Raw genomic sequence first — 25,942 nt, forward strand, 5'->3', positions numbered from 1 at the left:
GACTTCAATGCTCTGCCCGAGCGTTTCACCGCACCCCCCGTTGGTGATGCCGATCGCGTCGAGACCGCAAGTGCCTTCGTCTGGCGCAACGGAACGATCGTGAGTCGCCCGACCGTCGAGTTCGAAGAAGGGCCCGAGGACATCGGGGTCGACCGAGCGGCAATCGATTGGGGAGTGGTGGAAGAAGGGGATGTCATCGGGTACTCGACGATCATCTCCCAGCAAGAACCCTACATGGCCGTGGTCGAGCGAGCGGCCGACCTCTTTCCGACCGTGTACATGGCGATCAGTGTGGACGGCGCCGACCAGTACGCCTACGAGCCGCACTGGCACGGCATCGAGGCCGACGAGCTGCAGATCAAGGAAGAGGACAGCCGCGACGGACGCCCCATGACCGTGAAGATCAACGCGCGGGCGCGTGTGGCCTACGAGGATCCGCCCCGTCGTCGGCCGTTCCCCAGGGACTACCCTCACGTGGCCTTGGTGCTCGAGGAGCTGTACGTCGATCCCGACGACTCCGGTTTCGTGCAGGCGGGTTGGTTGGACATGACCGGCTGGAACAACTTCGCCGCCCAGTCCGCCGCCGCTGTCGCCGCCGTGGCCGAGGACACCGACGGACTCGACATCACCCTGTCGGCCATCACGACCGGCAAGAAGACCGAGCACGAGAAGGCCGCGGCGATCACCGCGTGGGTGCGTGACGACATCGAACTGCTCGAGGGTCCCATGATCTCCGAAAGCAGTGTTCGCGACGAGCTGCGCGACGTGGTACGGGAGCGGCAGGGTACCGAGGTCGAGAAGATCATGCTGGCTGCCGTCATGATGGAGCAGGCCGACGTACCGGTGACCATCGCCCGGTTCCGCGATCCCGCTCTCGGCCCGCTCGACGAGGACTGGGAGCACTTCATACAGATCACCGACTCCGTGCTCCGGGTCGACGCCGACGGAGAGGTCCGCTACTACGCTCCACAGTGCGCCGGCTGCGAGCCGGGGACGATTCCGGCGGCGTGGACCGGCGTGCAGGCCCTGGTCTACGACTACGGCCTGGCGAAGAAGGCCGAGGCCTTCCAGAAGAAGATCCAGGGGGAAGCCGCGGCGGATGGTGCGATCAACCTGGCCGCGCTGCGCGAGCGGGTGGCCGGCGAGGACTGGGCGCGGTTCGAGACATTGCAGAACTGATGCCCGACTTCCGCCCCCTCGACGAGGGCGAACCGGAGAGGTCCTGCTGCCGTTCGTCGTCGTGGAGGGCGGGCCGTGTCGTGGCCCGGTCACTCCATCTCGAACCGCACCGTCTGCATCGCGTTCGCCGGCACGTCGATCGCGGCAACGCTCAGGTCGACCTCCAGATCGACGCGTAGCGGATCCTTCGTGGTGTTCAGCAGTTGCACCGTGACCGTTCCGTCGTCGGCGCGGGTCGCACAGGCGTGCAGGTCGTCGCTGCCGAGGCCGCCGAGGGTGCGTTCGGTCGTCAAGACGCGGTCGCCCGGGCGGATCGTTCGGCTGAACTGCGACAGCACGTGGAAGATCGGCGTGAAATGGATCTTCTGCGTCTCGGTGTCGATCATGATCGGCGCGCCGCAGAAGTTGCCCACGTGGTTCGGTCCGCCATGGCGGTCGAGCACCACGTTCCAGTCGATCCATCCACTCAGGCCGTGGTCGAGGCCCACGATCACGTCGCGTGCGTAGCGGTGGACGGGTACGTACATGGGGTGGTCGGCCGCACTCTCGCCGGCCCAGGTGGCGGTGTAGGCCCAGTCGGTGGCGTTGCGGTTCCACCACCAGGTGTCGTTGTCGAACCAGCCCTCTTCCTCGAAACCGTCCGGATCCTCGATCCCCGGCCCGGCCTCCTGTCCGAGATCGTCGATGCAGCCCTCGGTGTGCAACAGCGTGTAGCGTAGATACTCGGCACGGACTCGCGCGATCGTGTCCTCGTACACGTCGACCGTGCTCGAGTACCAGTGCACCGCGACGCCGTCGACGTATTCGCGCGAGCGGGGGTCGGTCAAGATCACCTGGGCCCATTTCTCGAGACCGTCACGGTTCTGGTCGTACACGAAGAGCTTCGTGTCGCCGAAGCCGCGGATCTGCAGCACGGGGCCGAGGTGGACGTTGACGAACGTGTTCTGTTCCTGCGGCGTGAAGTGCATCGACTCCCAGAATCCACCGTTGCCATGGGGTTCGTTGACGGGTGTGATTCCCCAGATCGGGACACCGGCCGCGCGGTAGGCGTCGAGATAGCGGACGAGGTAGTCGGCGTAGGTGCCGTAGTGCTGCGGCAGCAGTGAGCCACCGGTTCCCTGCCAGTCGTTCTCCTCGCTGCTGGGAATGAACCATTCCCCGGTGTTCTTCATCCACGGTGGGGCCGTCCACGCGGATGCCACGATCCGGAGCGCGTCGCCCTGCGCGTTCTTGATGGCCAGCGCCTCTCGGATCATCGGCAACAGGTCGTAGTCGGGATCGACCACGCCGGCGTGGCGATCGGGATCGAAGCCGGCCCGGTCGGGCGCGATGGAGAACGACGACAGGTCGTCGTCGCCGGGTTCGGGAGCATAGGAGTACTTGCCCTCGACCGTGAAGTCACACGAGCCGATGTGCGTCCGCGTCATCGAGAAGTTCGCCCCCTCGTGGCCCCAGATCCGGGCCATGACTTCGCGGCGCCGCTGCGGATCGAGGTGGGCGAGGACGAAGGCCGACGACTCGGTGATCGACGAGCCGATGCCCTCGACCGCGTGCCGCGCGCGTCGTGGGTACACGCGGATCGACGGTCCTTTCGCGTCGCGCTCGACGAAATCGACGTTCTCGAGCGGGGCGAGAGCGCGTCCGTCTTCGGCGGTGACCAGGATCTCGGTGGTCGTCGTCACGGTGGCGTGGGTGGTCGTGGCGATGGCCGCGACCAGGGCGAGGGTCAGGACGGCGAGGCGTTTCACGGGTGAGCATCCTCCGGGAGGCGGAACGAGGCCGCAGGATAGCACTCGGGGCTGAGCGGCCAAGCCCGGAACGGAGCCGCCGGCGATCCGCCCCCCCTCACGCTGCCAGGATCGACCGGGGCGAAGGCGGAAACAGCCGTCCGGTGCTCGTCCCCGGTGGTCACCGGCCCCCTGCCGGGCCGGGTTCGCCCCTGGAAAACCGTCTCGCCCTTCCCTACAATCCCGGGGCTGCCGACCTCCTGGAGCGATCCGGATCGCCGTCGAACGCGGTGCTCCGTCCTTCCAGGGGGTCTTCGTCGTCCTGTTCCACGAATCCATCCCCGTCGGAAAGGCCCGTCATGCGCTTCGCACGACCGACCTGGACCTTCGTCGCCGCTCTGGCGCTCGCCGCTCTACCGGCGACCCCGGCGACGTCCAGCGAGGTGGAGACCCATACCGGGTTCTTCCCCTACCCCGTCCACCGCGAGATCCTGCCGAACGGCCTGCACGTCCTGGCCATCGAGATGCCCGAATTCGCCGACGTGCTCAGCTACAACGCCATGGTGCTGGCCGGTGCGCGCAACGAGACCATCGAGGGCCAGTCGGGTCTCGCGCACCTCTTCGAGCACATCATGTTCCGCCACATGTACGGCGACGAGGTCGGTGGCTACGACAAGGCCATCGGGGACATGGGCGCCTTCAACAACGCCTGGACCTGGTTCGACGTGACCTTCTACCACCCCGTCACCTTCAAGTCGAACTTCGAGATGCTGCACGATCTCGAGCAGGGACGCTTCAAGGACCTGCAGTTCACCGAGAAGATCTTCGAGACCGAGGCGGGCGCGGTGCTCGGCGAGTACCGCAACAACGCCGCCGACCCGTCGCTGCGGGTGTCCGAGGTGCAGTTGGCCGCCATGTACGGTGAGTACGGCTACGGCCACACGGCCATGGGCTACCTCGAGGACGTCAAGGACATGCCCAACGAGTACGAGGCGGCCGTGACGTTCTACGAGGAGTTCTACCGGCCGAACAACACGTTGCTGGTGATGAGCGGTGACGTCACGCGCGACGAGGTCTTCGACGCCGCGCGCGAGGGTTACGGTGACTGGGAGAGGGGCGAGATTCCCTCGGCCGGCGAGGCCCCGCCCGTGAACGGCCCCAAGCGCGAGCGCGTGGACTGGCCGGCCGAGATCCCGCCGCGTGTGCAACTCACCTATCGGATGCCGCCGCACCGCACGGGCAGCGTGGAGACCGCCGTGGGTCAGGTCCTGCCCGAGCTGCTGGTGAGCGAGACGGCACCGTTGTACCAGACACTGCGCTCGGAGAAGCAGATCGCCTCGTCCCTGTCGTTGGGCAAGGCCCAGTACGAGTCCTTCGGGCCCGGCCCCTTCGTCCTGCAGTCGGTGCTGTTCCTGTCGGATCACCAGGAACGTGGGCAGGAAGTGATCGAGGAAGCGCTGACCGACATGGAGTCGGCGGTGGAGGACCTGAAGTGGTTCTCGCAGCGGGACGACGCCGAGGAGGTGCTGGAACGGCTGAAGAGCAAGTACCAGTACGACCTGCTGTCGCGGATCAGCAGTCCGGCCGACGCCGCGTCGACCTTCGCCTGGTACTACCGCTTCGAACGCGATCTGGCCGTGTTCGACGAGCTGGTGGCCAGCGTGAAGGCGCTGACCCCCGAGGACGTCGACCGCTTCGCGCAGCAGTACTTCGTCGACGGCAATCAGGTCGTCGTGACCCTCGTCGGTGGCGCCGAGGGCGCGCGCTAGGAAGGAGACCACGATGACCGTTCCAGAGTTCCGGCACGTCGTTGCCCTGTTCCTGCTGATCCTCGCGCCGGCTGCGTTCGGGCAGACCGCCGACGGACCGCAGGTCGTCACGCTCGACTCGAGTTCCCCGCTGATCGAAGTGCGGATCATGGTGAAGGCCGGATCGATGCACGACCCCGTGGGCAAGGAAGGTCTGGCCTCGATCACCGCCGATGCGCTGCTCGAGGGCGGCTTCGGGCCCTCCGACGCCATCGTCACCAAGGAAGAGTTGGCCCGCCGCACGAGTGCTTGGGGTGGGGCCGCGAACCCCTCGGTGAGCGCCGGCAAGGAGACCACGACTTTCTCCATGGTGATCCCCCGCGACGTGCTCGATCGCTACGTCACCGAGGTCCTGCGGCCGCTCTTCGCGTCGCCGCGCTTCGATGCCGACGAGATCGCGCGTCTGAAGAACGAGGCCTCTACCTACCTGACCAGTGCTCTCCGCTACACCCAGACCGAGATGGTGGGCCTCGAGGCGCTGGACAACTACGTGTTCGGGGGCACGCCGCGTGGCCATGCCGTGTCGGGAACGGTACAGGGGGTCACCGCCATCGAGGCGGCCGATGTCCGGGGCTTCTTCAACGCGCACTACCGACCCGCGAACATGATCGTGGGCATGTCGACCACCGACGAGACGGTGATCGACACCGTGGTCGGCGCCCTCGCCGGCAGCGGCAACGCCCGCGGCGCCCTGAACGAGCCGGAGACGCCACAGCCGCTCCCGGCGCCCGCGATCGAGGGCCGCGAGGCGGTCGTGGTGAAGGTGGCCGACTCCGGCGCCACCGGCGTGCACTTCGCCCATCCGCTGCCCGTCGACCGCCGCGACGAGGACTTCTGGCCGCTGTGGGTGGCCAACGTGCACCTCGGCACGCACCGCGACTCGCACGGCGTCCTGTACAAGCAGATCCGCGAGGAGCGCGGCTACAACTACGGCGACTACTCCTACGTGGAGCACTTCCCGTACCGGCCGTACGCGCTGTTCCCGCCGTTCAACTTCCCGCGCACGGAGAACTACTTCAGCGTGTGGATCCGCCCGGTCTCGAGCGATCACGCCCATCACCTGCTGAAGGCCGCGGTCTACGAGTACGAGCGGATGATCGCGGAGGGCCTGACCGAGGAGCAGGTCGAGGCCTCGAAGAACAAGGCCCGCGTGCTGTACCTGAACTACGCCGAGACCGCCTCGCGACTGCTCGCGGCGAAGGTCGACGACGCCTACTTCGGGATGGAGCCGGGCTACCTCGAGGGCTACCTCGACCGCATCGACGCCATCACCACCGAACAGGTGAACGCGGCCATCCGCCGTTACATGTCGACCGACGACCTCAAGATCCTGCTGGTGGCCGAGGGAAGCCGGGCCGGGGATCTCGCGCAGAGCATCCGTGAGGACGGCGTGGTCTACGGCAAGCAGCCGGCCGACTACCGGCTCGAGTCCACCGAGCTCGACGACGGCACCACCCTGTGGGAAGTGCCCGAGAACCGCCTCGAGACCCTGCGTCTCGACGCGGTGTGGGCGCACCATCGCCTCGACGTCGATCCCGACCGCGTGCGGGTCGTGCCCGTGCGGGCGCTGTTCGAGTCGCGGGACTTCATCGACGAGGAGGCCGCGCAGCCCGACGCGCGGTGATCCCGCTCGGGGGCGGGCCGGTGCACGGCCGGTCCGCCCTCATCTCCCCGTTACGCCGGTGGGCCGCACCCACAGGACCGCTCCCTGCTCGGTCCGGGCGCGCACCTCGAAGCCCGCGCGCTCCAGTCGCTCCTCCACGTCGCCTTCGAAGCGCGGTTCGACGCCCGAGAGGAAGGCGGTGACCCGCGGCGTGATCTCGAGCAGGTCGCTGCCGCCGGCGTCGTGGCGTTCCTGTACGGGATCCATCAGGTCGCGCACGCGCACGAGGAAGGGTCCGCTGGTGCTGCGCGGATCGACGGGGAGCCCGGCCTCGAGGACGTGGAGCGGTGACAGAGTGGTCACCGGTCCGCCCGGGTCGACGTCGGACAGGGGCGCGACCGTGTGTTCGAAACGCGACGTCCGCCAGGTCTCCGGATCGAACAGACGACCCACGACGGCCGCCTCGTACCGCAGGGGACCGACCGCGGCGAGGAGCGCGGCGACCAGCAGCAGGGAGTCGAACAGGCGGTGTTCGATCCGCGCGGTGAACACGACGGTGGCCACCGCCAGTCCGACCAGGAAGATCGCCGCGTGCTGCGGCCACCACGGCGACGGAGCCACCGTCGCCAGTCCCACGCCCAGGCAGAGCACGCCGAAGGCCAGTGCCCGCGGCCACCCACCGATCCCGGCACGCAGCCGGAGCCCGAGGGCGACCAGCGCGACCGCCATCGCCGCCGGCAGCGCGGGGTCGGTCGTCTCGGCGCGCAACCACCGCAGGAAGGCCCCGCGGCCGGTGTCGAAGGGTTCGACGCCCGTCGCCCACGCGCGGTTCAGCGCGTGGTAGCCCAGGTTCTGGAACAGGAATTCCTGCGGTGCCTGGACCCACGCCACGACCACGGGCACGAGGGCGACGGCGAATCCGAGCACGGCCGGCCCGAGCAGCGACCGATGCCGTGACCGCGGATCGATCATCGCCGCGGCCAGCGCACCGATGGCCACGATCGCCCAGGTCAGCCGCGTGCCCACCGCCAGGCCCACCAGCAGGCCCACGACCGCTGCGCGCCACGGGGGCCGTCGCGGCCCACACGTGGTCGCCACCACCAGCGCCGCGAGCGCGAAGGACACCGGCAGCAGATGATTGCTCGCGTGCGCGGCCACGAACGCGAAGGCCGGCTGCAAGGCGAGCAACACCGCCAGTGCGAGTCCGCGTCCCGCCCCCGCCCCGAAGCGCATCGACAGCACGACGAGCAGGCCCAGGCAGACCGTCGCCACACTCGCCGTGAACACACGACCGGTCCGCAGCACCGAGCGCGAGGTGGCGTCGTCGAGCAACGGCGACAGGATCCACGCCGCGTAGGGCATCTGGAGGAAGGGGAGGTCTTCGTACAGCGCGTGGTCGTCGGCGAGGGCGCCGGCCGTGAGGTACATCGACTCGTCGCGGTCGAGCTCGGCGTCGAGCGCGCGCGCGAACACGAGGGCGACCAGGGCCGCGGCCACCACGACCAGGAGTCCGCGACCGGCGATCGAAACTGCGTGCGGAGTCGTGGAACCGGAGGGCACGGTCGGGTCCTCTTCGCCGGGCACGCCGTGCGTGCTCCGTGGGCGTCGGGAAGATCCGTGCCAGCGAACCCGGCAACGGGGCCGCCGTCAAGTCGCGGTGCGCGTCAGTCGAAGAACAACCGCACGCCCTCGAGTCCTCCGTAGGTGAAGCGGATGTCCAACCGGGCCGCGCGGCCGCTGCTCGCATCGAGCTCGAGCGTCTCGGCCCCGCTCAGCAGCGAACCCTGCACGTCGATCAACTGGTCCTGTGCGTCGTACAGGAAGGCCACCGTGCGCGATCCGAGTCCGCCGTCGCAGCCGTCGTCGCAGAAGTCCACGACATCGATCTCCACGCAGCCGAGCGTGCGGGCGTCGCCGCTCAGGTCGATCGACACCCGGCTGCAGTTCTCGAAGAACAGGAAGGTGTCGGCGCCGCGGGCGGTGCCGTCGATCGAACCGTTGCACGGCGACTGCGATGTGTCGCAGTCGAAGAAGTCGCCGGCCTGTGCCGGGAGCACTTCACGTACGCTCACCGGGAAGCCCCGTACGGTGCGGCTCGCGTTGCAGTCGAGCGTGGAGGTGGCTCCGCTGCTCGCCCGGAAGTCGAGGAACACGTCGGCCGTGCCGCTGCAGTCGCCGCTGCCCCCGGTGCCCGGGTCGGACACGCCCGGATGGGTGAAGATCCCCTCGGCACCGACGAAGGCCAGCGTGGTGTCGTCGTGGGCCCACACGTCGTAGAGGTTCGCGTTGGTCTGCACGATCTGTGGCGCGAAGAAGGCCGTCTCCTCGAGCAGCGTTCCCCGCGTGCCCACGGCGAAGGTGCGGTTCGCGCTGCCCCACACGCCGTTCAGCAGGCCCGAAAGCGATGCGCCCGGCTGCTCGACCGTCCACGCCGTACCGTCGAAGTGCAGCACGATCGGCTCGCGCGGCTGACCGGGGACGGTCTCCCACCCCACGGCATGGACGTCGTCGGCTGCTCGGGCCCATAGCCCGCGGACCGTGAAGCGCGCCGTGAGTTCGTTGCCGAGGTCGACGACCGACCACGCGCCGTCGCTGCGCTCGAGCAGGACGTCGTCGCCTCCGGCGAAGGCCTCGCCCGGGCCGGTGACCACGACGGCGTGCAGGGGACGGGGGACGGGGAAACCGGGAACCGTCGGCACACCGGTCGCGGCGGTCCACGCGCTGCCATCGTTCTCGACGATGGTCTGGCCGTAGCCCGCGGCGATCCGCCAGGCCCCGTTGCCGTGGATCGCGAGCAGGGCCTCCGGATTCGTGGCGACCTCCGTCCACGTCGTGCCGTCGGGGCTGCGCAGGATCCGCCCCGTGCCGTCGTAGGCCAGGGCGAAGTGTTCGTCGGGTGCCGCGCCCCAGCCGTCGAAGAAGCGGCCGCCGGCCACGGTGTGGGCGGTGGCGACGTCGTTGCCGTTCCAGTGCACGATGCGTCCGTCGCCGTCGGACTCGCGGCCGTAGGCGTACACGTCGTCGGGGCCGAAGCCGAAGGTGCCGTAGAAGGTGTTCACGCCGTCGACGCGCGCGGCCGCGTAGGTCGAGAAGTGTTGCAACGGAACGGTCAGCGTGCCGTTGCTCGCACTGCCGGCGGCTTCCACCAGGGCGCCCTCGACCACCGTCCAGCCGCCGTCGTCCCACCTGAGCAGGGCCAGCTCGTGGGGCAACGTGGCGTCGGCCAGATCGCCGGCCAGGAAGTCGAAGCGGAACTCGACCGGCTCGGCGAACTGCGCACCGCTCGGACCGAACTCGTAGGCGCGGCCGATCACGTCGGCCGGAGCCCGGGAGGCCTCGCGGATGGTCACGGTGGTGGCGTCGGACAGTGAGCCCGGCGGGAACTCGAGGGTGATCCCGTCGTCGGGAACGCGCAGGGTCCCCCCGCTGGCGTCGACGACCTCTTCGGCCAGCGGTGGTGCGAGGGGTGCGTTCTCGTCGTCGCCCGAGCATCCGGCGACCACCAGCAGGGTGGCGAGGATCAGGATGCGGTTCACCGGTCACCTCCGGGGGCCCAGATCCAGGTGTCGTTCCGCACGGAGCCGAGGCCGTCGGTTCCGCCGAAGATCATGCACACGATGTCGCTGCCGCGACGGAAGCTCACGCTGGCGTGGCGGCCGCGGGCGGAAGGACGCACGTCGTCGAAGCCCGTGACCACACGACTGCCGGTGAGATCGCCGCCGACGTTGCCGAACATCCAGGTGTCGTCGGTGAACTCCTGCCGCGGTCCCTGGCCGGCCAGGCCACCGAACAGCAGCAGGCGATTCGTCCGGTCCGCCCGGCTCGACACCCGCTCGAACGAGGCGTGGGCGACCGGTCCCGGTCCCCCGAATCCGAACGTCCCCTCGTTCCAGGAGTTTTGCGTTCCACCCACGTACCGGTAGTGGCCGTAGAGGTCACTCGTCGAACCGTCGGCGTACAGACCGCCGTACACGTAGGCGTGACCTCCCGTTCCGGCGGCGGCCGCGAAGCCGCGGAAACGCGCGGCGGGGATGTCGACGGGGTCGGTCAGGTCGGTCCACTCGTTGGTGGCCGCGTCATAGATCCACCATTCGGCGTAGGTCCCGTTCGTCGGGCCGAATCCTCCGTACAGGAGGAAGTGGTCGGAGTCGAGCGCGACGAAGCTCGCACCGTAGCGCGCGCCGGGCATGCGGCCGTTCGAGGCGGTGGTGCTCGGCGACAACGGGATCCAGTCGGACACCGCCGAGTCGAAGAGGTACAGGTCGTCGTGGACGTTCGGCGGGGTCGCGTCGTCGCGGCCGCCGAACAGGAACAGGCGCTGGGTCGACGGCGCCGACGCGGCGATGCCGTCGGGGCACTGGGAACATGCTGTGGGCCTCTCGCTGCTGGAAGGAATCGATCGAGGTGGGCACCGACGAACGGCCGGACCGCGCGGCGAAGGCGTAACCCCTCGAGCTCCGTGGACGTCCTGTCGGCACCCCCACTCGAGGTGATCGCCGATGGTCCGCCCGCTCGTCCGCCACGTCGTCGTCGACGCCGCCCGGTCGCTCGCCCAGCACCGTCTGCGGACCTCCCTGGCCACGCTGGGCATCGTGATCGGGGTGGCCGCCCTGAGCGCCGTGCTGGCCGTGGGCGACGGCATCGAGGCCTACGTCCGGGCCCAGATCGACGCCTCGACCTCGCTGGCCATGGTGGTGCTCGAACCGCGGACGCACACCACGGTCGACGGCCGTCGCGTGCCCCTGCGCGAGGCGCGTCGCTTCGTCCTGTCGCCGGCCGACGTGCGGTCCCTCGCCGACGACGTCGACAACCTGCGCGGCGCGGCGTCGTTCCATCGGACGCACGGCGAGATCGAGAATCACAACGGCGGGACCGATCCGGTCGCGCTGCTCGGGGTGACGCCGGGGGCGATCGGCCTGGGTCCGTCCGGATTGCGCACCGGGCGCGACTTCACGGTCGCCGACCTCGAGAACGAACGCGACGTGGCCCTGGTGACCCCGGCCGTGTTCCCGGACACCCCCGCCGACTCCGTTCCCGGCCGCGAATTGGTCATCGAGGGACGGACCCTGACCGTGATCGGTGTGGTCGAGACCGGCAGCGACACGCCGGCGGTCATCGTCCCGCTACCGCTGTCGGCGCAGCTCGACATCGACCCCTCCGAGCGGGTGCTCGCACAGACGGTGCTCGAGATCGACCGCATGGAGCGCTCCGAGTCGACCCTGGCCGCGATCGAGGCGTGGCTCGACGACGCCCATCCCGAGTGGCGCGAGGGCGCCACCCTGGACGCCAACCTGGGCCGTCTGCGGCAGGCCCAGCAGGGGATCCTGCTGTTCAAGGCGTTCATGGGGGCGATCACCGGCATCGCCCTTCTCGTGGGCGGCATCGGGATCATGAACGTGTTGCTGGTGTCGGTGGTCGAGCGAACGCGCGAGATCGGCGTGCGGCGGGCGGTGGGGGCGCGGGGTTCGGACATCCGCCTGCAACTACTGACCGAGTCGGTGTTGCTGTGTGCGGGTGGGAGTCTTCTCGGGGTCGTGTTCGGAGTGGCCGGGGCCTACCTGGCCACGTACGTCATGCGTGCGATCAGCGCCGCCGACGTCTACGCCGCCGTCACGCTTCCCTCTCTGGCCTTCGCGGTGGCCACGGCCACGGTCGTCGGACTGGTCTTCGGCGTGGTCCCTGCCGGCCGTGCGGCTCGTCTGTCGCCGGTCGAGGCCATGCGCACCGAGTGAACCCCGGGGTCAGGGCGAGTCCGCAGTCGACCGCAGGACGATCGGTGAGTCCTCGAACGCGAGGATCGAGGCGACGATCGCGTCGAGATCGTGGAGATCGTCGCCTTCGACCGTTCCCGCTCGCAGCACGAGTTGCCGTTCGAGGACCACCGCCGCCTTTCCGCCGACCATCCAGGCGCGGTAGTGCACCGCATCGTGGTCGAAGCTCACGGGGTCGACCGGAGCCACGCCCTTCCAGTTCGCGGGCAGCGGCAAGGACACCGACCACCGGTACTCGCGGGTCCGGTCGAAGGTCACGGGAAGACGTCGGGGCGACGTCCATTCGTGCAGCGGGCCGTGTCCGTAGACGGACGAGGGATCGATCTCCCAGGGTGCGCCCCCCGTCGGGTGTCGGGCATCGAGAGCCAGCGTCGTGGCGAGTGGTGTCGTGCTGTCGGCGGCCGAAGGGAAGCGACGTGCCCAGTAGGCGTGCGGGTCGAACGCGGGTGCCATGCGGACGTCGGCGGCGGCCGCGACGGCTCGTGGGCCGAATCGCAGGACCTCGACCAGTGTCTGGACGGGCAGGGTCTCTCCCGCCGGCGTCCTGAGTGTTCGCGTCCACGTCTCGCGACCCATGGCCGCGAGGTAGCGAGGAATCACACGTTCCGGGACCCTGCCCTCGGCGCGCCAGACGGTGTTCCAGAGGCTGCGCATCTGCTCGTCGATCGTCGGATCCACGAAGAGTACGGGGACACGGCGGAGACCGCGCCCCAGCCTTCCCGCCGGAAGATCCTCGCGGGACGGGCAGTACCACCGTTGTGCGATGCGGTCGGCGCCGAGGAGGGTGACGAGGGCGTCGGTGAACTGCCATCGGCCGGTCGCCTCGACATCGACGGGTCCGAGGCGGTCGTCGCGCGCGAATCCGATCAGAGCGTCCAGTCCCGCCGCGCGGATCAGGCTCGCCAGGACGGCGGCGCGTTCCAACCCGTTCCCCTGCCCCGAGGCGATCACCTCGTCGACCGGCCGCACGGTGGCCGGACGGTCGTACCGGCCCATGTGCGGGTCTCCGGTGACCTCGTTCGTCTCCCACTCGAAAGGCGGACGCCATCCGTAGAAGCTCGACGGCCCCTCGTTCAACTCGAGTGCATCCTCGAGTCCGAGCGGGTCGAGGTTCAGCGTCCGGTCGGCGTCCTCGAAGACCGATGCCGGGAAGGGCGAGCGTTCCAGTCGGATGTTCTGGACGACCCAGGCGTACAGGGCGTCGGCGCGGTCGATCTCGGTGCCTCCGCGGGCGGTCAGCTCGGAGGCGAGCCGGCGCGTCTCGACGCCGTCGTCGAGCCAGACCCTCGGCGAACCCATCTCGAGTGCCGCCCACACGTCCCAGTCGTTCTGCAGGACCCACGATCCCAGTTCGCGATAGAACCGTCCGCGGCGCACCACGCGCACGAAGGGCTCGTGGACCACGGGATGCGGGGCGAACACGGCCTCGCGGTGCGCGGGGATCGGTCCGGCGTCGACCTGGTACCAGGAGGGGTGGCCGTCGCGTCGCTCGCGGACCTCGACGGCCACCGGCAGGTCGTCGCAGTGGACGGCTTCGACGCGGTAGCTCAGGTGCCGCGCGCTCCGGACGTGGATCCGGGTGCGCAGCGTGGGCCAGCGTTGCGAGAGGTGTTCCGCCCGGTGCTCCACCCCGAAGGGCAGCGCGCTGGTCACCGTCCAGCCGAAGGCGTCCCCGGGGCCGAGGTCGCCGAACTCCAGCGCGAGGGGACGATCGTCCTCGAGAGCGGCGTCCGCGTCCGGCCCGCCGAGCTCGGGTGTGCGTTCGAAGCGGCCGTCGGCTCGAAGGATCCAACCGCGTGCCCGTTCCACGAAACGGGAATCGACCGGGAGCACCGAGCGGGCAGGAGCCGTCGTGTCGCGCCGGACGAGGTGGATCCGGTTCTCGGTGCGGCTCGCGTCGAAGCGATCGAATTCGTAGAGCATGGTCCGTGCGAGCGTGACCACACCGCGATCGAACTCTCCGGACAGGTCGTCGGTGTCGGCGGCCAGGGAGCCGACCAGTCCCCGGATGGTCGCCGCGTCCCGGTCCGCGATCGCGAAGCTCGGGTTCGCGCCGGCGCGCGGGGCGCCGAAGAGGCTCGCGGCGGCAACGAGGACGACGACGAGCCGCCGATGGAGGAGCATGGTTCGCCTTCTGTCCAGCAAAGGGACGAACGGAAGAGCTACTGTGCAAGGTGCATGGAAGCCGATGTCCGCGTCAACCGGACGGCGGTCCGTTGGCAACGCTCCGGGGGGCTGCTAGTCTGGCCGTCCCCCCCGACCGGGAGGTTGCCGATGCCGCGCCACGAAGGAGTCGAGTCCGCCCCGGGCGTCGTCGTGCACGGAGAGCATCGCGTCTTCGACGGCCGGCTGCTGAAGATCGACGAGGCCGCTGTCGGCCTCCCCGGGGGTAGCCGCGCCACGCTCGAGTCCATCCGCCATCCCGGGGCTGCGGCGGCGCTCCCCTTCGTCGATGACGACACCGTGTTGTTGGTGCGGCAGTACCGCCACGCGATGGGCGGCTACATCCTCGAGGTCCCGGCCGGCAAGATCGACGACGAGGAGCCCCCGGCGGTCTGTGCCCGGCGCGAGGTGCAGGAGGAGGTCGGGCACCTCCCCGGACGGCTGGAGCCGCTCGGAGCGATCTTCACGACCCCGGGGTTCACCGACGAGGTGATCTGGTTGTTCGAGGCCCACGATCTCGTGGACACGGGGACCGCCCACGAGGAGGACGAAGTGATCGAGGTGCAGTCGTGGCGCTTCGATCAGGCCATCCAGGCTGTCGAGGACGGTCGGATCCGCGATGCCAAGTCGGTGGCCGCGATCCTCCACTCGGCTCTGCGGCGGGTCCGGGAGGACGGTTGACGTGGATCTCGGGATCGGGCTCGCGCATCTGATCTGGCCGGCGACCTTCGAGGTCGTTGGTGCGTACGCATTCCTCGTCGTGGCGGGTACCCTGTCCGTCCAGGTCCCGGTGTTGAAGTTCGCGCTCCCTGTACGGTGGGACGACGTCTTCGGGGCGGTGTTCCTGGCGCACGCCGGTGTCCTGCTCGCCCTGGTGGCGATCGGAATACCCTTCACGGCGTCCTTCTCCGAAGGCACGGCGATCGACGTCACCGGTGACGCCTGGTGGTCGGCGTGGTGGGCGCGGTTGCGGTGGTTGGCCGTGGGCCTGCCCGCTCTTCTGGTCCCCGCCGGCCGTGAGTCGCTCGCCTGGCCGGGGTCCGGGACTCCGGCCTTGGCCCTGAGTGCCGGCGTGACCGTGCTGGTGCAGCTGTTGGTCGTCCGTTCGGTCTGCGACCTTCGCTGGAACCTGCGCAACGTGGGAACCATTCTCGCCGTGGCGTCGGTGACCGCCGGAGTGTTGATCCTGCTCGTACGGTGGCCCTTCGGAGCCGTGGAGGACGCCGAGACCGCAGGCGCTGCCTGACCACCGCGCGTTCAGCCGGCCAGCCAGGTCTCGGCCGCGGCCGATTCCTCGAAGAGTTCGAACTCGTCGGACGCGTTCGTGCACGCGTCATGGGCGATCGGACGCCACCGCTCGGCCTGCCCCGGGGGGACGACCACGGCCACGCGGTGGCCCGGGCGCTGGGGGTGGTTCAGGACGAACTCGGTGAGCATTCGCACCAGCTCGGGAGTGCGCTCGGCGAGCGAGGTCGAGGCGCGGAGGTCGATCAGCAGCTCGGCGTCGCGGGCCGCATGCTCGAAGGCCCGGTGGAACATGGCGTACACGTCACGCGTTGCGGTCGCGCCCTCGAACACGAAGCGTACCCAGCGATCCTCGGTCTCGACGTGCAGGCCCATCGCTCGCGTCCTCTCTGAGCATTCCGATTCGGAGTTCGGGCGTCAGCCTAGCCCGCGCGATCGCGCGGGACAAGCTCCGTCGCATCCAACAGCCCGAACCGATCGATGGAAACGGTACGACCGCCGTGTCTCGTTCCGAGGAGATGTCATGACCGACTCCACCGTTCTCGTCGTCGGCGCCGGGTCCGCGATTGCGCAGGATCTGAGCACCCGGCTCGGGGATCGAGGTACCCGACTCGTGCAGTGGTCCCGGCAGGAAGGCTTCGACGCCGTCGTCGACGTGGTCGCCGACGAGAGTCTTCCCGACTTGCCCGAGACGCTGGAGGGGCTGGTCTATTTCCCCGGCACGATCGAACTGGCGCCGTTCCCTCGTCTGGACATGGGCACGTTCCGTCGTGACTGGGAGATCAACGTCGGCGGGCTCGTCCGTGTGCTGCACCACGCGATCGGCTCTCTGCAGAAGTCCGAAGCAGCGTCGGTGGTCGGTGTGAGCACGGTGGCGGCGGGTCACGGACTCGGCTTCCACGCCTCGATCGCCGCGGCCAAAGCGGGGGTGGAAGGGCTCATGCGAACGCTCGCGGCCGAATACGCCCCTCGCGGTGTGCGATTCAATTGCGTGGCGCCATCCTTGACCGACACGCCGCTGGCGTCGGGGCTCATCGACAGCGACGCCAAACGCAAGCGCATGGACGACCGGCACCCGCTCGGTCGGATCGGTCGGCCCCGCGACGTCGCCGCCGCGATCGACTACTTGTTGTCGGACGACGCGAGCTGGGTCACCGGTCAGGTGCTGGCCGTCGACAGTGGCTACGGCATCTGTCACTGAGAACGCTGGGCGCTTGATTCGTCGGGGGGCTTCGCGAACAATGCGTCGGCGGGTCCTTCCCCCGAGGCCCCACCGACGTCATGAGCCTACGCAACCGTATTCACGAAGTCGTCTTCGAAGCAGACACACCCGCAGGGCGTGCCTTCGACGTTGCGTTGTTCGTGAGCATCGTCGTGAGCGTCACGGCCGTCATGCTCGACAGCGTCGATTCTATCCGGGCCGAACACGGGATCCTGCTCCGCACGATCGAGTGGTTCTTCACCGTGCTCTTCACGGTCGAGTACGCCGTCCGGCTCGCGGTGATCGGACGGCCCTGGCGCTATGCCGTCAGCACGTTCGGCGTGATCGACCTGCTGGCGATCCTGCCCACCTACCTGAGTGTCGTGTTCGCCGGTTCACAGTCCCTGTTGGTGATCCGTGCACTGCGCCTCATGCGCGTGTTCCGCGTCTTGAAGATGGTCCGCTTCGTCGGCGAGGCCGATGTGCTGAGCTCGGCGATCCGTGAGAGTGCGCGGAAGATCATCGTGTTCCTGACCTTCGTCCTCACGGTGGTGTTGATCGTCGGCGCGGCCATGTATCTGATCGAGGGCGACGCGAGCGGCTTCACGAACATCCCTCAGAGCATGTACTGGGCGATCGTGACCATGACCACGGTCGGGTACGGCGACATCGCCCCACAGACGATCCTGGGCAAGGCTCTGGCTTCGCTCGTGATGATCCTGGGCTACGGCGTGATCGCGGTCCCGACCGGGATCGTGACGGTGGAGCTGGGCCTGGCGGGTCGGAGACACGCGCAGGTCAGTACACAGGCGTGTCCGAGCTGCGCGGCGGAGGGCCACGATCCCGATGCGCGGTTCTGCAAGTACTGTGGCGAGGCGCTGTAGGGGCGCCGGCCGCCATACGGCCGACGCCCCGCTGTCGTGGCTCAGGCGACGCTCGCCTGGCTCTCGAGGGCGATTCCCGAGATCAGCGAGTAGGCGTCGATCCAGGCCTCCTGGGTGGCGGCGTCGAACTCCGGCCCCAACTGGTGGCGCAGGGAGTTGATCAGGGCGATGCCGATCGTACTGAAGTCCCGATCGCGCACGCCCCGTCGTTCGTAGTGCTCGGCGAAGTCCCGGAGTACGGGGGTGAGTTCGTCGACCTGGTCGAGCATGCGGACTGCGGTCGAGATCACGCTGAACAGCCGTTTGCCCTCGCGATCCAGGTCCTCGGGAAAGGTCATGCGCAGACCGGGATCCACGGCGAAGAGGGTCTTGAAGTACAGGTCGACCGCCTCGGGCGTGGCGGGCTCGACCTTCTTCCAACTCTGCAGGACGAGTGTCTTCTGCTCGGGGCTCACGAAGTCTCCTCTGCTGGAGCGAAGTCGAGGCCGGGATCGGCGAATGAACGGAGCGCTTGCGAATCGGTACCGCGGATTGCGAGTCCCCGACGTTCGATTCCGTCGGGTCGTCGAATTGCCGCTCGGTTCGGGGTGGGCCGAGTGGTGTCCCGGGGTTGCGCGGGATTCCCGCCCGGCGTCGTCGCGGGTCTCATGGCCCGGGGCTGGTGCAACGGCCGGACCAGCGGGTCCGATGCACCGCGCTGGCCCTGACGACCGTGGATGCCCTACACTGTGCGATTCCTTTTCCCCTTCTCGGCTGGAACGAACGACATGATCCGATCCGAGTCCCGCGCCGGACGGCGGTGGTCCGTGGTGGCCATCGCGCTGCCGGTGCTCCTGCTGATGGCTCCGCCGGCCACGGCTCAGGACCGTGCGCAGGCCTTCACCGGCGCGCGTATCCTGACCATGGCCGGCGAGACGATCGAGAACGGCACACTGGTGGTGCACGACGGCGTGATCGCGCACGTCGGAGAGTCCGACGACGTCGACCTTCCGGCCGCGGCCGACGTCCACGAACTCGACGGCGCCACGATCATCCCCGGCCTCGTCGACACGCACAGCCATCTGGGCGGTCCGTGGGCGGCCGACGGCAGCGAGCCGATCCAGCCCGAGTGCCGCGCGCTCGACGCGATCGACGTGCGCGACGCCGGCTTCCAGAAGGCCCAGGCCGGAGGCGTGACCACCGCCAACGTCATGCCCGGCTCGGGCCATCTGCTGAGCGGGCAGACGCTCTACCTGAAGCTGCGCGACGGTGGCACCATCGACGACCTGTTGATCATGGACGACGGCATGGTCGCCGGCGGCGTGAAGATGGCCAACGGCACCAACAGCCAGAAGGCGAAGCCCTTCCCCGGCACACGTGGCAAGGCCGCGGCCCTGGTGCGCGAGGCCTTCGTCGCTGCCCAGGACTACCGCCGGAAGATCGAGGCGGCTGACGGCGATCCCGCGAAGATGCCGCCCCGCGACCTGGGCATGGAGACCCTGCTCGACGTGCTCGACGGCGCGCGCGTGGTCCATCACCACACGCACCGGCACGACGACGTGCTCACCGTGCTGCGCCTGCAGGAGGAGTTCGGATTCCGCGTGGTGCTGCACCACGTGAGCGAGGCCTGGAAGGTGGCCGACGAGATCGCCGCGGCCGACGTGCCCTGTTCGATCATCCTTCTGGACAGTCCGGGCGGCAAGCACGAGGCGGTCGATCTGGTCTGGAAGACCGGAGGCGTGCTCGAGGACGCCGGCGTGAGCGTGTCGATCCACACCGACGACCCGATCACCGACAGCCGGTGGTTCCTGCGCTCGGCCGCCTTCGCCGTGCGCGCGGGCATGAGCCGCGAGGCGGCACTGCGCGCGCTGACGATCGAGGCGGCGAAGCACCTCGACCTCGCCGATCGCATCGGTTCGCTGGAAGTGGGCAAGGACGCGGACTTCGCGATCCTGAGCGGAGATCCCCTGGCCCTGCGCACGCGCGTGCTCGAGACCTGGGTCGAGGGCGAGCGCGTGTTCGACCTCGACGACGAGGACGATCGTCTGTGGGCCGAGGGCGGCTACGGTGCCAGCCGGCCGCAGGCCCTGACCTGGTGCTGCCACGGAAGCCTGGAGGCGAAGTGATGAGGACACCCCTGATCGTGTTGCTGCTGCTCTTCGTCTCGTCGTCCGCCCACGCCCAACTCGCCGTACGCGGGGCGACCGTGCACACCATGGCGGGTGATCCGATCGCCGACGGCGTGGTCCTGATCGAGGACGGCAGGGTCGTGCGCGTGGGCCCGGTGTCGGAGATCGACGTGCCGAGCGACTACGAGGTGCTCGAGGCCGAGGTCGTCCTGCCCGGCCTGATCGACGCCCGCTCGGTGGTGGGCCTGGCCGGACAGTTCAACGTGGACGCCGACCAGGACCAGCTCGAGGCGAGCGAGGCGATCCAGCCCGAGTTGCGGGCGATCGACGCCTTCAACATCCGCGAGCGTCTGGTGTCGTGGGTGCGCGACCTGGGCGTGACCACGCTGCACACCGGCCACGGTCCGGGCAAGGTCGTGAGCGGCCGGACCATGGTGGTGAAGACCGCCGGCGAGAACGCCGACGCCGCCGCGCTGGCCACCGGCGTGATGGTCGCCGCCACCCTCGGCGACGGGGCCACCGAATCGGGCCGCACGGTGCCCGGCACCCGCAGCAAGGCGGTGGCGATCCTCCGCCAGGCCCTGATCGACGCGCGCGAGCACGCCGAGAAGGACGATCCCGACCGCAACCTGCGGCTCGAGACCCTGGCGCGAGTGCTCGACGGCGAGGTTCCGCTGATGATCACCGCCCATCGTCACCAGGACATCCTGTCGGCGCTGCGGCTGCAGCGGGAGTTCGGATTCCGTCTGGTCCTCGACGGCGCCTCCGATGCGCACCTGGTGCTCGACGAGATCGCCGAGGCCGGCGTGCCGGTCGTCGTGCATCCCACGATGACGCGTCCGGGGCGGCCGGGTTCGGTGTCGGAGACCGAGAACGTCACCGTGACGATGCCCGCGCAACTCGCCGCGGCGAACATTCCCTTCGCCTTCCAGAGCGGATTCGAGAGCTACGTGCCGAAGACCCGCGTGGTGCTGTTCGAGGCGGCGATGGCCGTGGCCTACGGACTCGACGAGGAGGTCGCCCTGCGGGCGCTGACGATCGTCCCCGCCTCGATCCTCGGCGTGGACGACCGCGTGGGGTCGCTCGAGCCGGGCAAGGACGCCGACCTGGCGCTGTACGACGGCGATCCCTTCGAGTACACGACGCACTGCGTCGGCGTGGTGATCGACGGGGAGATCGTGAGCCGGCAGGCGAAGTGAACGACGGGGCGGGTTCCGGACCGGGGTCTGGGGCCCGTGCCGTTCGACACACGCTCGGCGCAGCGGGTATCCGCGACCATGGGGATCCGCCCGGGGGCCGGTGCCGCGCACACGATGTAGGGTGCCGGTACGAACGCCAAGGGGAGGTCGCCGTCATGCCGAGGATCCCGATCCTGCTGGGAATGCTCACGATCGCAGTGTCGTCGCTCGTCGTCGCGGGCGAGTCCTACCGCGAGCGCCGCATGCAGATGGTCACCGAACAGATCGCCGCGCGCGGCGTGGAGGACCAGACCGTGCTGCGGGCCATGCGCACCGTGCAGCGGCATCACTTCGTACCCGAGCCGTTGCGCGACCAGGCCTACACCGATCGACCGCTGCCGATCGGGCGGGAGCAGACGATCTCGCAGCCCTACATCGTGGCCTTCATGACCGAGGCGCTCGACCTGGGTCCGCACCATCGCGTGTACGAACTCGGAACCGGTTCGGGATACCAGGCCGCGGTGCTGGCCGAGATCGTCGAGGAGGTCTACACGGTCGAGATCGTGTCCGAACTGGCCCGGCGCGCGCGCACCACGCTCCAGGAGCTGGGTTACGACGACGTGCACGTGCGCGCGGGCGACGGCTGGGCGGGCTGGCCCGAGGCCGCGCCCTTCGATCGCATCATCGTGACGGCCGCCGCGCCGGAGCTGCCGCAGACCCTGCTCGACCAGCTGGTCGCCGGAGGCAAGATGATCCTGCCGCTCGGGCCGGACGGCGGAGCGCAGGAATTGATCCTCGTGGAGAAGACCGAGGACGGGCGCGTGAAGACCCGGGAGCTGTTGCCGGTGCGCTTCGTGCCGGTCACGCGGGATCCGCGCTGATCAGTCCAGCAGCTCGCCGAGTCGCTCGCGCATGCGGTCGTAGTGCGAGCCGCGCCAGTACACGCGCCCGCATCCCGAACACCGCGTGAACTCGTCGTGTTCGGCGAAGATCTTCGGCGGGACCTCGTCGTGCACCGTCACCCGGGCCACGGCCTCGAGTTCTCCGTTGCACTCGCGACACCGGGTGAAGAGTTCGATCGAGTCCTTCAGGTCGAGTGCACGGACCACCTCGACGACCTGTGCCTCCGGGTCGGTCGTGCGGATCCAGTGCCCGTGGGTCACGGCGCGGCGGTCGAGGATGCCACGGTCCCGGGTGAGCACGATGCGGTGTTCGTCGACGGCGCGGGCGACGATCTCGTCGTCGGTGAGCTCGCGCTCGTACGACGTGTCGAAGCCGAGCGTGCGCAGGTCGCGGGCCAGGTGACCGAGGTGCACGTCGCAGACGAAGCGCGGCTCGCGCAATGGCTCGGGCCGCAGTCGCGTGACCGAGGACACGTCGAAGCGCTCGAAGGTCGGGTACACGGCGATGCGTTCGCCGCCCTCGACGCGATGGTCGAAGCCGACCGACTCGCCGTCGACGAGGATCACGTCGATCTCGGTGTGCGGCACGCCGAGGGCCTGGATCAGGTCCAGGACCGAGCGGGAGCCGTGGAAGGTGGTCTCGAAGGACCGCTTCCGCTGCTCGGGCGGGAGGAAGTCGTTCAACTCCTCGTAGAATCGGATCTCGGCGCGGCGGGTGGGTGCTTCGTGCACGGCGACCTCCTGCGCTGACCCTACCCGATCCCCCCGGGGGCCTGTCGAGGGGGTGCGTCGATGGCGGTACGCAGCGCACGCACGGCGGCCGCGACGTCGTCGGCCGAGACCACGGCGCTGATCACGGCCACGCAGTCGGCGCCGGCGGCGATGACCGAGGCGGCGCTGTCGTGGTCGATGCCACCGATCGCCACGAGCGGCAGACCGCAGTGTCGCCGGATCTCGGCCAGGCCCTCGAGGCCGAGGGGCTGCGCCGCGTCGGCCTTGGTGGCACGGGCGTCGAAGACCGGACTCACGCCCACGTAGTCGGCGCCGTCGTCGACCGCGCGCCGGGCGTCGTCCAACGACTCGGCCGACACGCCCAGGATGCGATCGTCGCCGATGAGCCGTCGCGTTTCCCGGGCTGTGAGATCCGACTGGCCCACGTGTACGCCCTCGGCATCGACGGCCACGGCCACCGACACGCGATCGTTCACGATCAGCGGCACGCCGGCGGGCCGGGTGATCCGCAGCAACGCACGGGCGCTCCGGAGGAAATCGTCGTCCGAGGCCTCCTTGTCGCGCAGCTGGATCACGTCGGCCCCGCCGGACACGGCTGCTGCGACGATCTCGGCGTGGGACCGTCCTCGCGAGAGGCCGGCGTCGGTCACCACGTACACCCGCCAGTCCCTCAGGCGGGAACGATCGACGGCCACGTCTCGCGCCTCCAGGCCATGTCGAAGAACAACAGTTCGTAGCGGGCGCTCGTACGGTAGCGGTCGAGCCAGCGCACGCGGGCCGCCTCGCTCGCCTCGGCGCCCATCGCATCGACGCGTTCGCTCAGCCACTCGACGAGTTCGACCATCGACGGATCGGTGTAGGTCTCGATCCATTCACGGTAGTGCTCGACGTCGGGCAGACCGCGTTCCCGGAGCCGCTGGGCGATCTCGACGTAGCCGGCCGCGCACGGCAGCAGCACGGCCAGGATGTCGGTCATCGAGCCCTCGTAGCAGGTGCGCAGCAGGTAGCTGGTGTAGGCCGAGGTCACCAGGCCGGGCTCGGTGCGTTCGAGTTCGTCGGACGTGATGCCGAAGGCCGCGCACGTGCGGCGGTGCATCTCCATCTCCTCCTCGAGCGTCAGCGCGAGCAGGCCGCCCAGACGGCGCATGTCGTCGAGCGACTCCGCCTTGGCCGCGGCCACCGCGAGCACGCGCGCGAAGCCGTCGAGGTAGGCATGGTCCTGGGCCAGGTAGAAGGTGAACACTTCGGTCGGCAGCGTGCCGTCGCCGATGCCGGTGACGAAGGGATGCGCGTGGACGGCGTCCCAGACGGACGCCGTCCTTTCGCGCAGCTGCCGGGCGAAGCCGGTCGACACCGCCGATCACCCGCCCTTGGCCTGTTCGGCCGCCTTGCCGAAGGCCGCCCAGAAGGGATCGACCTGCGGATGCACGAGATCGTGCTCGACGCCGTTGTCGAAGTAGCGGGTGCCCTCGGACGGATCGGTCACCTCGCCGACGATCGACGCCGCGATGCCCTTGTCCTTCAGCCGCTGCACGGCCTCGTCGGCCTTGTGCGGGCGGCAGGTGATCAGCAGCGTGCCCTCGCTGATCGAGGTCATGGGATCGATGTCGAACATCGAGCAGATCTTGTCGACCCGGTCGTCGACGATGATCTCGCTCTTCTGGATGTTCATGCCGACCTCCGACGCAGCGGCGATCTCGGCCAGACCGCCCCAGACACCGCACTCGGTGGCGTCGTGCATCGAGGTGATGCCGTCGTCGCGCACGCCGACCTCGACGGCGGTCATGGCGTCCTCGACCACCGACATCTGCCAGAACACGTCCTCGGCCCGGCGGGCGAAGTCGTCGCCGTGCTCGGCGGCGATCCGATCGGGGAAGGTCACCGCGAACAGGCCGGTGGCCTCGATCGCCGCGCCCTTGGTGACGATCACCTTGTCGCCGGGACGCGCCATGGTCGGGGTGAGGTAGCGATCCTTCGAGCCGATCGAGATCACCGTGGCGCCGCCGATCATGGGGTAGTTGGTGCCCTCGTAGCGGCCGGTGTGCCCCGACACGATGGCCATGCCGATCTTGTCGCACTCGCGATGGATCGTGCTCCACAGCGCCTCGAGGTCCTCGCGCTGGATCGACATGGGCAGGTTGAGGTCGATGGTCAGGTAGCCCGGCGCGATGCCCGCGGTGACGGCGTCCGACGCGAGGATGTGCACGGCGAACCAGGCCGAGCGCTCCCAACCGTAGGGCGGCACCACGAAGACGGGATCGGTGGTGGTGATCATCACCTGATCGTTGCCGATGTCGACGACGCCGACGTCGACACCGTTCTGCGGGCCGACGACCACTTCGTCGCGTCGGCGCCCGAGTTGCGGGTAGATGATCTCCTCGAACACGCCCGACGAGATCTTGCCGATGGTCGGCAGTTCTGCAGCCATGTCGACCTCCTACTTGCGTGCGCGGATCGCCACGTAGCCGCCGCGCTCGAATCCTGGGATCGGCTCCTCGACCTGGTCGTCCGAGAAGCGCGGGTGGGTGGTCAGAGTCTGCTGGTACTGGGGATCGCCGAAGCCGGCGTCGCGCATGGCGGCGACGACCTCTTCGGTGGTGCGCCAGTTCGCACCCCCGACGAATTCCACCGGGTAGGGATGGGCCGGGGCGATCTTCGCCAGACGCTCGTCGTCCCAGGTCCCCACCTTCGCGGCGAGCTGGTAGAGCATGCCGTAGCCGCTGCTCGCGGGTACGTCGGCGACCACCACGTGGCCGCCGGGCTTCAGCACGCGATGGGCTTCGCGGAAGGCGCCCGAAAGGTCGGTCAGGTAGCCCGGTGTGCCGTTCATGAGGACGGTGTCGAAGATGCCGTCTTCGTGCGGCAGGTCCTCGGCCGGGGCGATCTTCACGTCGAGGCCGCGCTCGCGGGCGATGGTGGCCATGCCCTCGGCCGGCTCGACGCCGTCGCGGATGGTGATCCCGTGGTCCCGGGCGAGGATCGACTCGAAGAGTCCACTGCCGCAGCCCACGCTGAGGGTGCGGCCGGGATCCCCGAGTGCGGCCTTCACCAGAAGGACCTCGGAGCCGAGCACGGCGGTGTTCTTCATGAACCAGCCGTCGTACTCGTTGGCGTGTTCGTCGAATGCAGGTCTGCTCACGGCGACCTCCCATGGGGTTGCCGCGGCTCCACGCGGTGAGGAACAGGGTGAGGAGAGTGCCGGTGGCCGGATTCCTCAGGTGTTTCCCTACGCCGGTGTGAGCCGGGTCAGGTTCGAAGGGTATGATCTCAGCCCGTGTCGTCGGCCACGGCGCGGACCGCCGCGTGCGTCGACACGAACACCCCCAACACGTCGGGTGGGACGTTCCCCTTCACGGTAACCCGACTTCGCGTGAGTGACCAGTGGATCTGGACCTCCGTGTCGTCTTCGGGCAGGATCGAACCCCCACCCCAGTCTTCACC

The 25,942-nt window shown here is 69.2% G+C and carries 23 protein-coding genes and 1 riboswitch; of the genes, 11 read left to right on the plus strand and 12 right to left on the minus strand.

Features of this window, described 5'->3' with window-relative positions:
- A partial coding sequence (locus VKA86_01625) for a hypothetical protein (GenBank protein HKK69887.1) occupies positions 1–1,179 on the plus strand: 1,179 nt, incomplete at its 5' end.
- An 89-nt stretch (positions 1,180–1,268) separates the two neighbouring features.
- On the opposite strand, the gene VKA86_01630 is transcribed toward VKA86_01625, so the two are convergent.
- A complete protein-coding gene (locus tag VKA86_01630) occupies positions 1,269–2,927 on the minus strand; it encodes a glycoside hydrolase family 30 beta sandwich domain-containing protein (protein ID HKK69888.1) in 1,659 nt (552 codons plus the stop codon).
- A gap of 338 nt (positions 2,928–3,265) precedes the next feature.
- Between VKA86_01630 and VKA86_01635 the strand changes: the two genes are divergently transcribed.
- Both VKA86_01635 and VKA86_01640 read left to right on the plus strand, forming a co-directional pair.
- Positions 3,266–4,675, plus strand: coding sequence for a pitrilysin family protein (locus VKA86_01635; protein ID HKK69889.1), 1,410 nt, complete (start codon positions 3,266–3,268; stop codon positions 4,673–4,675).
- 13 nt (positions 4,676–4,688) lie between these two features.
- Entirely contained in the window at positions 4,689–6,338 is a 1,650-nt protein-coding gene (locus VKA86_01640) for a pitrilysin family protein (GenBank protein HKK69890.1), read from the plus strand.
- Between the two features lie 39 nt (positions 6,339–6,377).
- On the opposite strand, the gene VKA86_01645 is transcribed toward VKA86_01640, so the two are convergent.
- From VKA86_01645 to VKA86_01655, 3 genes are all read right to left on the minus strand, one after another.
- Complete coding sequence (locus VKA86_01645; GenBank protein HKK69891.1) at positions 6,378–7,901, minus strand: hypothetical protein; 1,524 nt, start codon at positions 7,899–7,901, stop codon at positions 6,378–6,380.
- 80 nt (positions 7,902–7,981) lie between these two features.
- Positions 7,982–9,853 carry a hypothetical protein gene (locus VKA86_01650; GenBank protein ID HKK69892.1) on the minus strand — a complete coding sequence of 624 codons (1,872 nt, stop codon included), beginning with the start codon at positions 9,851–9,853 and terminating at the stop codon, positions 7,982–7,984.
- The gene (locus VKA86_01655; GenBank protein ID HKK69893.1) at positions 9,850–10,557 is read right to left on the minus strand and encodes a kelch repeat-containing protein; all 708 of its coding nucleotides are present in this window, start codon (positions 10,555–10,557) and stop codon (positions 9,850–9,852) included. The genes VKA86_01650 and VKA86_01655 overlap by 4 nt, the downstream gene beginning before the upstream one ends.
- Positions 10,558–10,816: 259 nt before the next feature.
- Here VKA86_01655 and VKA86_01660 point away from each other — a divergent pair, with 259 nt between their 5' ends.
- A complete protein-coding gene (locus tag VKA86_01660) occupies positions 10,817–12,049 on the plus strand; it encodes an ABC transporter permease (protein ID HKK69894.1) in 1,233 nt (410 codons plus the stop codon).
- A gap of 9 nt (positions 12,050–12,058) precedes the next feature.
- Here VKA86_01660 and VKA86_01665 read toward each other — a convergent pair whose 3' ends face one another.
- On the minus strand, positions 12,059–14,212 hold the full coding sequence (locus VKA86_01665; GenBank protein HKK69895.1) for a hypothetical protein: 2,154 nt from the start codon (positions 14,210–14,212) through the stop codon (positions 12,059–12,061).
- Between the two features lie 150 nt (positions 14,213–14,362).
- Here VKA86_01665 and VKA86_01670 point away from each other — a divergent pair, with 150 nt between their 5' ends.
- Positions 14,363–14,932: an NUDIX hydrolase gene (locus VKA86_01670; protein HKK69896.1), complete on the plus strand. Its 570-nt coding sequence runs from the start codon at positions 14,363–14,365 to the stop codon at positions 14,930–14,932.
- 1 nt (position 14,933) lies between these two features.
- Positions 14,934–15,497 carry a hypothetical protein gene (locus VKA86_01675; GenBank protein HKK69897.1) on the plus strand — a complete coding sequence of 188 codons (564 nt, stop codon included), beginning with the start codon at positions 14,934–14,936 and terminating at the stop codon, positions 15,495–15,497.
- An 11-nt stretch (positions 15,498–15,508) separates the two neighbouring features.
- Here VKA86_01675 and VKA86_01680 read toward each other — a convergent pair whose 3' ends face one another.
- Entirely contained in the window at positions 15,509–15,871 is a 363-nt protein-coding gene (locus tag VKA86_01680) for a hypothetical protein (protein ID HKK69898.1), read from the minus strand.
- 148 nt (positions 15,872–16,019) lie between these two features.
- Between VKA86_01680 and VKA86_01685 the strand changes: the two genes are divergently transcribed.
- On the plus strand, positions 16,020–16,697 hold the full coding sequence (locus VKA86_01685; GenBank protein ID HKK69899.1) for an SDR family oxidoreductase: 678 nt from the start codon (positions 16,020–16,022) through the stop codon (positions 16,695–16,697).
- Positions 16,698–16,777: 80 nt separating this feature from the next.
- A complete protein-coding gene (locus VKA86_01690; GenBank protein HKK69900.1) occupies positions 16,778–17,581 on the plus strand; it encodes an ion transporter in 804 nt (267 codons plus the stop codon).
- A 41-nt stretch (positions 17,582–17,622) separates the two neighbouring features.
- On the opposite strand, the gene VKA86_01695 is transcribed toward VKA86_01690, so the two are convergent.
- Positions 17,623–18,036 (minus strand): globin domain-containing protein, encoded by a 414-nt coding sequence (locus tag VKA86_01695; GenBank protein HKK69901.1) that lies wholly within the window; start codon positions 18,034–18,036, stop codon positions 17,623–17,625.
- Positions 18,037–18,348: 312 nt separating this feature from the next.
- Between VKA86_01695 and VKA86_01700 the strand changes: the two genes are divergently transcribed.
- From VKA86_01700 to VKA86_01710, 3 genes are all read left to right on the plus strand, one after another.
- Entirely contained in the window at positions 18,349–19,686 is a 1,338-nt protein-coding gene (locus tag VKA86_01700; protein HKK69902.1) for an amidohydrolase family protein, read from the plus strand.
- Positions 19,686–20,888: an amidohydrolase family protein gene (locus VKA86_01705; GenBank protein ID HKK69903.1), complete on the plus strand. Its 1,203-nt coding sequence runs from the start codon at positions 19,686–19,688 to the stop codon at positions 20,886–20,888. Before VKA86_01700 ends, VKA86_01705 begins: the two co-directional genes overlap by 1 nt.
- A gap of 155 nt (positions 20,889–21,043) precedes the next feature.
- On the plus strand, positions 21,044–21,748 hold the full coding sequence (locus VKA86_01710; GenBank protein ID HKK69904.1) for a protein-L-isoaspartate(D-aspartate) O-methyltransferase: 705 nt from the start codon (positions 21,044–21,046) through the stop codon (positions 21,746–21,748).
- Here the strand turns inward: VKA86_01710 and VKA86_01715 are convergent, their stop codons facing one another.
- Genes VKA86_01715 through VKA86_01735 form a run of 5 tightly spaced genes read right to left on the minus strand, consistent with a single transcriptional unit; the run spans position 21,749 to position 25,640 of the window.
- Positions 21,749–22,501 (minus strand): Mut7-C RNAse domain-containing protein, encoded by a 753-nt coding sequence (locus VKA86_01715; protein HKK69905.1) that lies wholly within the window; start codon positions 22,499–22,501, stop codon positions 21,749–21,751. It lies immediately after the preceding gene.
- Between the two features lie 20 nt (positions 22,502–22,521).
- Positions 22,522–23,196: a thiamine phosphate synthase gene (gene thiE / locus VKA86_01720; GenBank protein ID HKK69906.1), complete on the minus strand. Its 675-nt coding sequence runs from the start codon at positions 23,194–23,196 to the stop codon at positions 22,522–22,524.
- Positions 23,172–23,855, minus strand: coding sequence for a thiaminase II (gene tenA, locus VKA86_01725; protein HKK69907.1), 684 nt, complete (start codon positions 23,853–23,855; stop codon positions 23,172–23,174). The genes thiE and tenA overlap by 25 nt, the downstream gene beginning before the upstream one ends.
- A 6-nt stretch (positions 23,856–23,861) precedes the next feature.
- Positions 23,862–24,929: an AIR synthase family protein gene (locus VKA86_01730; GenBank protein HKK69908.1), complete on the minus strand. Its 1,068-nt coding sequence runs from the start codon at positions 24,927–24,929 to the stop codon at positions 23,862–23,864.
- A gap of 9 nt (positions 24,930–24,938) precedes the next feature.
- Positions 24,939–25,640 (minus strand): methyltransferase domain-containing protein, encoded by a 702-nt coding sequence (locus VKA86_01735; protein ID HKK69909.1) that lies wholly within the window; start codon positions 25,638–25,640, stop codon positions 24,939–24,941.
- Between the two features lie 67 nt (positions 25,641–25,707).
- Positions 25,708–25,836, minus strand: a riboswitch (TPP riboswitch).
- Positions 25,837–25,942: the final 106 nt, after the last annotated feature.

This window comes from Candidatus Krumholzibacteriia bacterium, assembly GCA_035268685.1.
GTDB lineage: Bacteria > Krumholzibacteriota > Krumholzibacteriia > JAJRXK01 > JAJRXK01 > JAJRXK01.

Bases quoted from the DNA above. Each gene is read 5' to 3' on its own strand.
- VKA86_01640 (HKK69890.1), top strand. From the start codon at position 4,689: ATGACCGTTCCAGAGTTCCGGCACGTCGTTGCCCTGTTCCTGCTGATC.
- VKA86_01635 (HKK69889.1), top strand. From the start codon at position 3,266: ATGCGCTTCGCACGACCGACCTGGACCTTCGTCGCCGCTCTGGCGCTC.
- VKA86_01710 (HKK69904.1), top strand. From the start codon at position 21,044: ATGCCGAGGATCCCGATCCTGCTGGGAATGCTCACGATCGCAGTGTCG.
- VKA86_01665 (HKK69895.1), bottom strand. From the start codon at position 14,212: ATGCTCCTCCATCGGCGGCTCGTCGTCGTCCTCGTTGCCGCCGCGAGC.
- VKA86_01705 (HKK69903.1), top strand. From the start codon at position 19,686: ATGAGGACACCCCTGATCGTGTTGCTGCTGCTCTTCGTCTCGTCGTCC.
- VKA86_01730 (HKK69908.1), bottom strand. From the start codon at position 24,929: ATGGCTGCAGAACTGCCGACCATCGGCAAGATCTCGTCGGGCGTGTTC.
- VKA86_01680 (HKK69898.1), bottom strand. From the start codon at position 15,871: ATGGGCCTGCACGTCGAGACCGAGGATCGCTGGGTACGCTTCGTGTTC.
- VKA86_01660 (HKK69894.1), top strand. From the start codon at position 10,817: ATGGTCCGCCCGCTCGTCCGCCACGTCGTCGTCGACGCCGCCCGGTCG.
- VKA86_01670 (HKK69896.1), top strand. From the start codon at position 14,363: ATGCCGCGCCACGAAGGAGTCGAGTCCGCCCCGGGCGTCGTCGTGCAC.
- VKA86_01690 (HKK69900.1), top strand. From the start codon at position 16,778: ATGAGCCTACGCAACCGTATTCACGAAGTCGTCTTCGAAGCAGACACA.
- VKA86_01700 (HKK69902.1), top strand. From the start codon at position 18,349: ATGATCCGATCCGAGTCCCGCGCCGGACGGCGGTGGTCCGTGGTGGCC.
- VKA86_01685 (HKK69899.1), top strand. From the start codon at position 16,020: ATGACCGACTCCACCGTTCTCGTCGTCGGCGCCGGGTCCGCGATTGCG.